The following is an 8,233-nucleotide window of genomic DNA, read 5'->3' as shown; positions in this document are numbered from 1 at the left end:
AACCCAGCCGAGCGTCTTGGTGAACTACTGTCCGCATAACCAACCAGCGGTGTTGCTACGACCCCTGGAATCTGCCCGTGGCAGGGGCCCTCCGGGCGGGACAGCAAGGCTCGGCTCAGGCGAACGAACCGCCGCACGCGCACGAGCTGCCGGCGTTGGGGTTGTCGATCGTGAAGCCCTGCTTCTCGATCGTGTCGGCGAAGTCGATCGAGGCTCCGTCGAGGTACGGCACGCTCATCCGGTCGACGATGACCTCGACGCCGTCGTAGTCACGGATCGCGTCACCGTCCATCACGCGCTCGTCGAAGTAGAGCTGGTAGATCAGGCCTGAGCAGCCGCCAGGCTGCACGGCCACGCGCAGACGCAGGTCGTCACGGCCCTCCTGCTCCAGCAGGGCGCGCACCTTCCCGGCGGCGACGTCGCTCAGCTCGACGCCGTGCGTTGCGGTCTCGGTGGTCTCGCTCATGGTGTCTCCGCAGGATCTCGGGGGCTGTCGTCAGTGCAACAGCACACGCGACGCGCGTGTTCCCGTCCAGGGTACGTCCTGCCCGTGGGAACGGGTGCGACCGACGTCCCCTGCGACGCCGCTGGAGACGGTGTCGTGCAGAGGGAGACGCTGTCGTGCAGAGGCTCACCTCGACCAGGTGCGGGCGACCCGTGCCACTCGCGCGCGAAGGGTCCCGGCCGGATCGGCCATCGCGTGGTCGAGGTCGTGAGGGTCCTCGGCGACGGCGTAGGCGCCCGCGACGCCCGCTGCCCCCCACTCGCGCCGACCGATCAGGACCTGGCCGGCGACGACCACCACCGGGACGCCGTGGGTCAGCCCTCGCGAGGCGACCGCAGAGACCGCCTTGCCGTGCAGGGACTGCCAGTCGAACGACCCCTCACCCGTGACCACCAGGTCCGCCTGGGCGATCGCGGACGAGAGCCCGATCGCGTCGGCCACGACGTCGGAGCCGGCGAGCAGTCGCCCGCCCAGCACCGCCAGGGCGAAGCCGAGACCCCCTGCCGCGCCCGCGCCCGCGAGCTGCGCGAGAGCCCGCCCCGCGCCACCGCGCGCCGCTCCGACGCCGGGCGGCGGCGCGGCAAGCAGGTCCCGGCGCAACGTGTCGGCCGAGACCACCGCGTCGACCAGGTGCGCGAAGTGACCCAGCTGACGCTCGAGGTGCTGCGCCTGCTCCGGGGTCGCGCCCTTCTGCGCCGCGAAGCCACCGCTCGCCCCGTGCAGACCGAGCAGCGGGACGTCCACGTCGCAGGCGACCACCAGGTCGACAGCAGCGAGCTCACGGCGCAACGCCGCGAGGTCCGCGAGGTCCTCGGGAGCGAGGTGTCCCAGGGTGCCGCCACCTGCGCGCAGCAGGTCCCCGCGCAGCCCGAGGCCCGCGAGCAGTCCGGCCCCACCGTCGTTGGTCGCCGAGCCGCCCAGACCCACCACGACCCGGCGTGCACCCAGCCCGAGCGCGGTACGCAGCATCTCCCCCACGCCGACCGACGTCGTGCGGGTGGGGTCGCGCTGCCCGTCCGGGACGAGGTGGAGCCCGACCGCCTGCGCGGACTCGAGGTAGGCCACCGGTCCGTGGGGCGAGGGCACGAGCAGGATGACGGCAGGGACCTGGCCGCCGAGGGGACCGGTCACGGTCGTGGGGACCAGCTCGCCACCCAGACCGCCGTGCACCGTGTCCACGAAGCCCGGTCCGCCGTCCGCGAGCGGCAGCGCCGTGACCTCGTCGTGCGGCGCGCCGTCGGCCCACCCCGCACCCATCGCCTCGGCGGCCTGCTGCGCGCTCAGCGTTCCGGTGAAGCAGTCGGGGGCCACGAGGATGCGCACCGGACCATCCTGCCGCAGTGGTACCGCCCTGCTGCGCCCTCGGGTGCCTGTGGGAAGATCTGACAGTGACCACAGCTGTGCAGAACCCCGGATTCGTCGAGCCTGCAGCCTCCCCCGCACTGCTCCTGCTGGGCCAGGGCGCGGATCTTGCCTCCGAGCGGGGCGTCGAGTGCGTGGGGTCGCTCCCTGCGGCGAGCGACCCCGACCTCGTCGAGCGGGCCCGCGCCGCGCGTGCTGCGCTGGGTGAACGGGCGTTCGTCCTGGGGCACCACTACCAGCGGGACGAGGTGATCGCCCTCGCCGACGTGACCGGCGACTCGTTCAAGCTCGCGCGCGAGGCGGCCGCACGACCCGAGGCGGAGTTCATCCTCTTCTGCGGCGTGCACTTCATGGCCGAGTCGGCCGACATCCTCACCTCCGACGACCAGACGGTGATCCTTCCCGACCTCGCGGCCGGCTGCTCGATGGCAGACATGGCGGCCATCTCGCAGGTCGAGGAGGCCTGGGACGTGCTCACCGACGTCGGCGTGGCCGACCAGACCGTCCCCGTGACGTACATGAACTCCTCGGCGGCGATCAAGGCCTTCACCGGGCGCCACGCGGGGACGGTGTGCACCTCCTCCAACGCGCAGGTCGCGCTGCGCTGGGCCTTCGACCGGGTCGGCGGCCTCGAGGGCACCGGGAAGGTGCTCTTCATGCCCGACCAGCACCTGGGTCGCAACACCGCGGTCCGCGAGCTCGGCCTGTCCCTCGAGGACTGCGTCGTCTACGACCCGCGCCGTCCGGGTGGAGGGCTCTCGCCCGCCGAGCTCAGCGCGGCACGGATGATCCTGTGGCGCGGGCACTGCTCGGTGCACGGCCGGTTCTCGGCACGCAACGTCTCCGACGTCCGTGCACGCGTCCCCGGGGTCACCGTCCTGGTGCACCCCGAGTGCACCCACGAGGTGGTCCAGGCGGCCGACCTCGTGGGTTCGACCGAGTACATCGTCCGAGCCCTGGACGCCGCCGAGCCGGGCTCGTCCTGGGCGATCGGGACCGAGCTCAACCTGGTCCGTCGGCTCGCCGCGACGCACCCGGACCTGAACGTGCACTACCTCGACTCGACCGTCTGCTTCTGCTCGACGATGAACCGGATCGACCTGCCCCACCTGGTGTGGGTGATGGAGTCGCTCCTCGAGGGTCGCACCGTCAACCGCATCGTCGTCGACGCCGACGACGCCCACTGGGCGAGGGTCGCCCTCGACCAGATGCTCGCCCTTCCCGGACTCTGACCAGGTGGTGGACATGGCCACGGCACGACCGCTGCGCGTCGGCGTCTTCGTCTTCGACGACGCCGAGGAGCTCGACGTCGTGGGCCCCTACGAGGTGCTCTCGTGGTGGGCACGTCGCAGCGAGCTCAGGCCTGAGGTGGTGACCTTCTCGTGGGACGGAGCGGGCGTCCGGCTGGCCAAAGGGCTACGGATCGTCCCGGACCTGTCCGCCGAGGATGTCGGCACCCTGCACGTGCTGGTCTACCCGGGCGGTGAGGGGACGCGGACGCTGCTGGCCGATGCCGATCACCTGGGCTGGGTGCGGACGATGCGCACCCGTACCGCCCTGATGACCTCGGTGTGCACCGGTGCCCTGGTCTTCGCGGCCGCGGGCCTGCTCGCCGGACGCCCGGCCGCCACGCACTGGAGCGCCTTCGACGAGCTCGCCCAGATCGACCGCAGCGTCCTGGCGGACACCGAGGCGCGTTTCGTGGACGACGGTGACGTGGTGACGTCGGCGGGAGTCTCGGCGGGCATCGACATGGCGCTGCACCTGGTCGCACGCCTCGACTCGGTCGAGATGGCCCGCGCCGTGCGGCGGGGCATCCAGTACGACCCGAGCCCTCCGGTCTGACCCCCAGGCGCCCGGCGGGGCCCGCTGGGTAGCATCCCGACGGTGACCCGACAGATCCAGCTCGCCCTGGCCACGACCCGTCCGCGCCGCGCGGTTCCCGGACAGGGGGTCCTGGACCCCTCGGTGTCCCGGATGCGTGTCCACCCCGGCGACCTCGACCTTTACCTGCACGTCAACAACGGTGTCTACCTGCAGATGATGGACATCGCGCGGAGCAACTACCTGGCCGACCTGGGCGCCGTCGGACTGCTTCGCGAGCGAGGCTGGTACCCCGTCGTGGCTGCCTCGACCATGACCTACCGACGCTCGCTACGGCTCGGGGACCGGTTCGAGATCACCTCGCGGGTCGTCGGCTGGGACGAGAGGGTGGTGTACCTCGAGCAGGTCTTCACCCGCGGCAGCGAGAGCGTCGCCCGCGGCCTGGTCGCCGGGCGCTTCCTGTCCCGCGGAGGTGGCCGGATCCCGGCCCCCGAGGTCGTCGGGCTGCTCGGCGGATCGCCCGAGAGCCCCGACGTCCCGGCGGACGTCGCCGCCTGGGCCCGGGCGGTCGATGTCGCCCACCGCACCGGGTGAGCACGGTGTCCGGGCCCGACCGCCTCAGGGCCGGGCGAGGCGCGTGAGCAGCAGCGCCTCAGCCAGCACGACCCGCTCGAGCTCACCCAGGTGCACCGACTCGTCCGCACCGTGCGCGCGTGAGTCAGGGTCCTCGACCCCGGTCACCAGGATCGCCGCCTCAGGGAAGACCTCCAGGAGGTCGGCGATGAACGGGATGGATCCTCCCAGCCCGATGTCGACCGGCTCGGTGCCCCACGCCTCGGCGAAGGCCTCGCGCGCGGCCCGCATCGCCGGGGAGTCGGCCGGTGCCTGGAACGGCCTGCCGAGCTCCCCGTCGCGCACGGTGACCCGCGCACCGAAGGGTGCGTGGGACTCCAGGTGCCGGCGCAGGGCGACCGCGGCCTCGGCAGGGTCCTGGCCGGGGGGTATGCGCAGCGAGAGCTTGGCTGATGCCCGGGGGCCGATGGTGTTGGAGGAGTGGGCCACACTCGTGGCGTCCAGTCCGATCACCGACAGCGCGGGCTTGGTCCACAGCCGTCCGGCCAACGACCCGGTCCCGGCGAGCCGGACGCCGGGCAGCACGCCCGCGTCCGCCCGCAGGTCTGCCTCGTCGTAGGTCACCACGGGCTCGGGAGCCGCGGGCAGTCCCGCCACGGCCACGCTGCCGTCCTCGTCGTGGAGCGTGCTGATGAGCCGTGCCAGGAGAGTCGGTGCGTCCAGGATCGGCCCGCCGAACATCCCGGAGTGGACCGCGTGCTCGAGCACGGCGACCTCGACCTCGCAGTCGACCAGCCCACGCAGGCTCGTGGTCAGGGCGGGTACCCCGACCCGCCAGTTGCTCGAGTCCGCCACGACGATCACGTCGGCGGCGAGCAGGTCACGGTGGACGGCCAGGAAGTCTCCGAAGGTCGGTGAGCCGATCTCCTCCTCGCCCTCGACGAAGACCGTCACCCCGACACCGAGATCGTCACCCAGCACGCGCAGGGCCCCGACGTGCGCCATCACACCGGCCTTGTCGTCCGCGGCACCCCGGCCGTAGAGCCGCCCGTCCCGCTCGGTGGGCTCGAAGGCGGGCGAGGTCCACTCGGCCTCCTCCCCCGGCGGCTGCACGTCGTGGTGGGCGTAGAGCAGCACCGTCGGTGCGCCCACCGGCCCGGGCCTACGGGCCACCACGGCCGGTGCGCTGACCAGGCCGTCCGACCTGGTCGCGGTGAGGACCTGCACCTCAGGCATCCCGGCCCCGCGCAGCAGGGCGGCCACGGCGTCGGCACTGCGTCCCAGCGGGGCGGGGTCGAACGCGGTGCTCGACACGCTGGGGATCCTGACCAGCGCCTCGAGGTCGGCGCGCACCGCCGGGAAGGCCTCGGCCACCCGGTCACGCAGGACCTGCGAGGTGGGGCGAAGGGTCGACGGGCCTGCGGTGGGCGAGGTCGGGTTCACGCCGTCAACGCTACCCGTGACCTCGACTACCCTGAGCACGTGTTCTCCCGCAACAGGTCGACGCCTGATCCCGCAGCCGCATCCTCGGACCCGCCGGAGCCCGAGGTCCGGGAGCCGGCGCCCGGCACCGCCGGCAAGGGACGACCGACCCCGAAGCGACGCCAGGCCGAGGCAGCACGCAAGCGCCCGCTGGTGCCCAGCGACCGCAGGTCGGCGATGAAGAACGCCAAGGCCAAGAACCGCGAGGTCCGCGACCGCGAGTACCGCGCGATGCAGACCGGTGACGAGCGCTACCTGCCGATCCGTGACAAGGGTCCGGTCCGCCGATGGGTGCGCGACCACGTCGACGCCCGGTGGAGCGTGGGTGAGTTCTTCCTGCCCGTCTCGATGGTGGTGGTCTTCGCCACCTTCCTGGCCAGCAGCAACCCGCAGGCCGGGATCGTCGTGCTCGGGGTGCTCTACCTCGTGGTCATCGTCGCGATGATCGACGCGTTCCTGCTCGGCCGGTCGCTGCGCAGGGGCCTGAACAAGAAGTTCGGTGCGGACAAGGTCGTCAAGGGCACCGTGATGTACGGCGTGCTGCGGTCGTTCCAGATCCGCCGCACCCGGCTGCCGCGTCCGCAGGTCAAGCGCGGCGAGTTCCCCGGCTGAAGCTGCCGACGAACAGGTGCGCCGCCCGCCGGCGACCTAGGGTGCAGGCATGGTCACTCATCGATATCTGGGCAACAGCGGTCTGAAGATCTCCGAGATCGCCTACGGCAACTGGCTCACCCACGGTTCGCAGGTCGAGAACGACGCCGCCAAGGCGTGCGTGCGCGCAGCGCTCGACGTGGGCATCACCACCTTCGACACCGCCGACGTCTACGCCAACACGGTCGCGGAGTCGGTGCTCGGCGAGGCGCTCGCCGGGGAGCGCCGCGAGTCGCTCGAGATCTTCACCAAGGTCTACTGGCCCACCGGCCCGCAGGGCCCCAACGACGTCGGCCTGTCGCGCAAGCACATCATGGAGTCGATCAACGCCTCCCTGACACGGTTGGGCACCGACTACGTCGACCTCTACCAGGCGCACCGCTTCGACTCCGAGACCCCGCTCGAGGAGACGATGCAGGCCTTCGCCGACGTCGTGCGTCAGGGCAAGGCGCTGTACATCGGCGTGTCCGAGTGGACCGCCGACCAGATCCGGGCGGGACGCGCGCTGTCCGCGGAGCTCGGCTTCCAGCTCATCTCGAACCAGCCCCAGTACTCGATGCTGTGGCGGGTCATCGAGGAGGAGGTCGTGCCGACCTCCCGCGAGCTCGGGCTGTCCCAGATCGTCTGGTCGCCGATCGCGCAGGGTGTCCTGACCGGGAAGTACAAGCCTGGCCAGGACCTGCCCGCCGGCTCTCGGGCGACGGACGACAAGGGCGGCGCCCGCATGATCGAACGCTTCATGAACGACGAGGTGCTCGGCGCGGTCCAGGGTCTCGAGCCGATCGCCCAGGAGCTGGGCCTGTCGATGGCGCAGCTGGCGCTCGCCTGGGTCCTGGCCAACGACAACGTCGCCGCGGCGATCATCGGGGCCTCCCGGCCCGAGCAGGTCACCGAGAACGCCAAGGCCTCGGGCGTGGACATCCCGGCCGAGCTCATGGTGCGCATCGACGAGGTGCTGGGTGACGTCGTGGTGCGCGACCCGGCGATGACCGCGGCGAACTCCCCAGCGGCCCGCCCCGTCTGAGCGCTCTCAGGACGGCGTCGGACCAGCCTCGCGACGGTCTCCGACGCCGTCCTGACCGGCGCACGCGGCCTGACCCGCTCAGCCCCGGCTCAGGCCGGGTGGCCGACCGACGCACCGGTGGCGCCGGCGGGCTCCGGGGTCGCGCCGACCTCGCCCACCGTGCCGGCCCGGACGGTGAACCGGGGCAGCAGGGCGTGGACCAGCGGTCCGATCGCCACGGCGTAGCCGAGGGTGCCCAGGCCCACGGTCCCGCCGAGCAGCCAGCCACCCAGCACGACCACGCCCTCGATGCCGAACCTCACCACGCGGACCGAGCCCCCGGTGCGCGTCACCAGTCCGGTCATCAGGCCGTCGCGGGGTCCTGGTCCGAGCCGCGCCCCGATGTAGCAGGCGGTCGCGACCCCGTTGGCCAGGATGCCGCCCACGGTCAGGGCGATCGCCCCCCACAGCGGCACAGGCTCGGGCACCAGGGCCAGCAGGGCCAGGAACGGGTCCACGAGCAGGCCGATCACCAGGACGTTCGCCACGGTCCCCCAGCCCGGCCGCTGCCGCAGCGGGACCCAGCACAGCAGCACCGCGATGCTCACGACGATGGTGACCGTCCCGAGCGACCAGCCGAGCTGGCGCGAGATCCCCTGGCTGAGCACGTCCCAGGGCATGTTGCCCAGGCCTGCGTGGACGAGCATCGAGATCGATGCGGCGTACAGCACGAGACCGGCCATCAGCTGGAGGGTCCTGCGGGGGATCCGACGTGAAGGCAGGACGGTGGCCTGATCGAAGGTCATCCCCGAAGAGTGGCGTGCGGGTGGCCT

9 protein-coding genes are annotated in these 8,233 nt (G+C 72.1%); 5 read left to right on the top strand and 4 right to left on the bottom strand.

Annotation, left to right across the window (positions count from 1 at the left end; all coding sequences use genetic code 11):
* Nucleotides 1-115 precede the first annotated feature (115 nt).
* Together erpA and M1R94_RS06915 are read right to left on the bottom strand one after the other, a co-directional pair.
* Entirely contained in the window at nucleotides 116-466 is a 351-nt protein-coding gene (gene erpA, locus M1R94_RS06920; protein ID WP_249380926.1) for an iron-sulfur cluster insertion protein ErpA, read from the bottom strand.
* A 165-nt stretch (nucleotides 467-631) separates the two neighbouring features.
* Entirely contained in the window at nucleotides 632-1,828 is a 1,197-nt protein-coding gene (locus tag M1R94_RS06915; RefSeq protein ID WP_249380925.1) for a glycerate kinase family protein, read from the bottom strand.
* Nucleotides 1,829-1,893: 65 nt separating this feature from the next.
* On the opposite strand from M1R94_RS06915, the gene nadA reads away from it, so the two are divergent.
* Genes nadA through M1R94_RS06900 form a run of 3 tightly spaced genes read left to right on the top strand, consistent with a single transcriptional unit; the run spans nucleotide 1,894 to nucleotide 4,285 of the window.
* Nucleotides 1,894-3,099, top strand: a complete 1,206-nt coding sequence (gene nadA, locus M1R94_RS06910; protein ID WP_374109437.1) for a quinolinate synthase NadA — start codon at nucleotides 1,894-1,896, stop codon at nucleotides 3,097-3,099.
* Between the two features lie 13 nt (nucleotides 3,100-3,112).
* Entirely contained in the window at nucleotides 3,113-3,712 is a 600-nt protein-coding gene (locus tag M1R94_RS06905; RefSeq protein WP_249380924.1) for a DJ-1/PfpI family protein, read from the top strand.
* Nucleotides 3,713-3,754: 42 nt separating this feature from the next.
* On the top strand, nucleotides 3,755-4,285 hold the full coding sequence (locus tag M1R94_RS06900) for an acyl-CoA thioesterase (RefSeq protein ID WP_249380923.1): 531 nt from the start codon (nucleotides 3,755-3,757) through the stop codon (nucleotides 4,283-4,285).
* A gap of 24 nt (nucleotides 4,286-4,309) precedes the next feature.
* Here M1R94_RS06900 and M1R94_RS06895 read toward each other — a convergent pair whose 3' ends face one another.
* Nucleotides 4,310-5,707 carry a dipeptidase gene (locus M1R94_RS06895; RefSeq protein WP_249380922.1) on the bottom strand — a complete coding sequence of 466 codons (1,398 nt, stop codon included), beginning with the start codon at nucleotides 5,705-5,707 and terminating at the stop codon, nucleotides 4,310-4,312.
* Between the two features lie 39 nt (nucleotides 5,708-5,746).
* Here M1R94_RS06895 and M1R94_RS06890 point away from each other — a divergent pair, with 39 nt between their 5' ends.
* Nucleotides 5,747-6,358, top strand: a complete 612-nt coding sequence (locus M1R94_RS06890; RefSeq protein ID WP_249380921.1) for a DUF3043 domain-containing protein — start codon at nucleotides 5,747-5,749, stop codon at nucleotides 6,356-6,358.
* Between the two features lie 49 nt (nucleotides 6,359-6,407).
* The gene (locus M1R94_RS06885) at nucleotides 6,408-7,421 is read left to right on the top strand and encodes an aldo/keto reductase family protein (RefSeq protein WP_249380920.1); all 1,014 of its coding nucleotides are present in this window, start codon (nucleotides 6,408-6,410) and stop codon (nucleotides 7,419-7,421) included.
* 89 nt (nucleotides 7,422-7,510) lie between these two features.
* Here the strand turns inward: M1R94_RS06885 and yczE are convergent, their stop codons facing one another.
* Nucleotides 7,511-8,206 (bottom strand): membrane protein YczE, encoded by a 696-nt coding sequence (gene yczE / locus M1R94_RS06880; protein WP_249380919.1) that lies wholly within the window; start codon nucleotides 8,204-8,206, stop codon nucleotides 7,511-7,513.
* Nucleotides 8,207-8,233: the final 27 nt, after the last annotated feature.

Origin of the sequence: Actinotalea alkalitolerans (genome assembly GCF_023369855.1) — a bacterium.
Lineage (GTDB): Bacteria > Actinomycetota > Actinomycetes > Actinomycetales > Cellulomonadaceae > Actinotalea.
The sequence above is the reverse complement of the archived record's forward strand: the minus strand, read 5'-3'. Positions and strand labels throughout refer to the sequence as shown.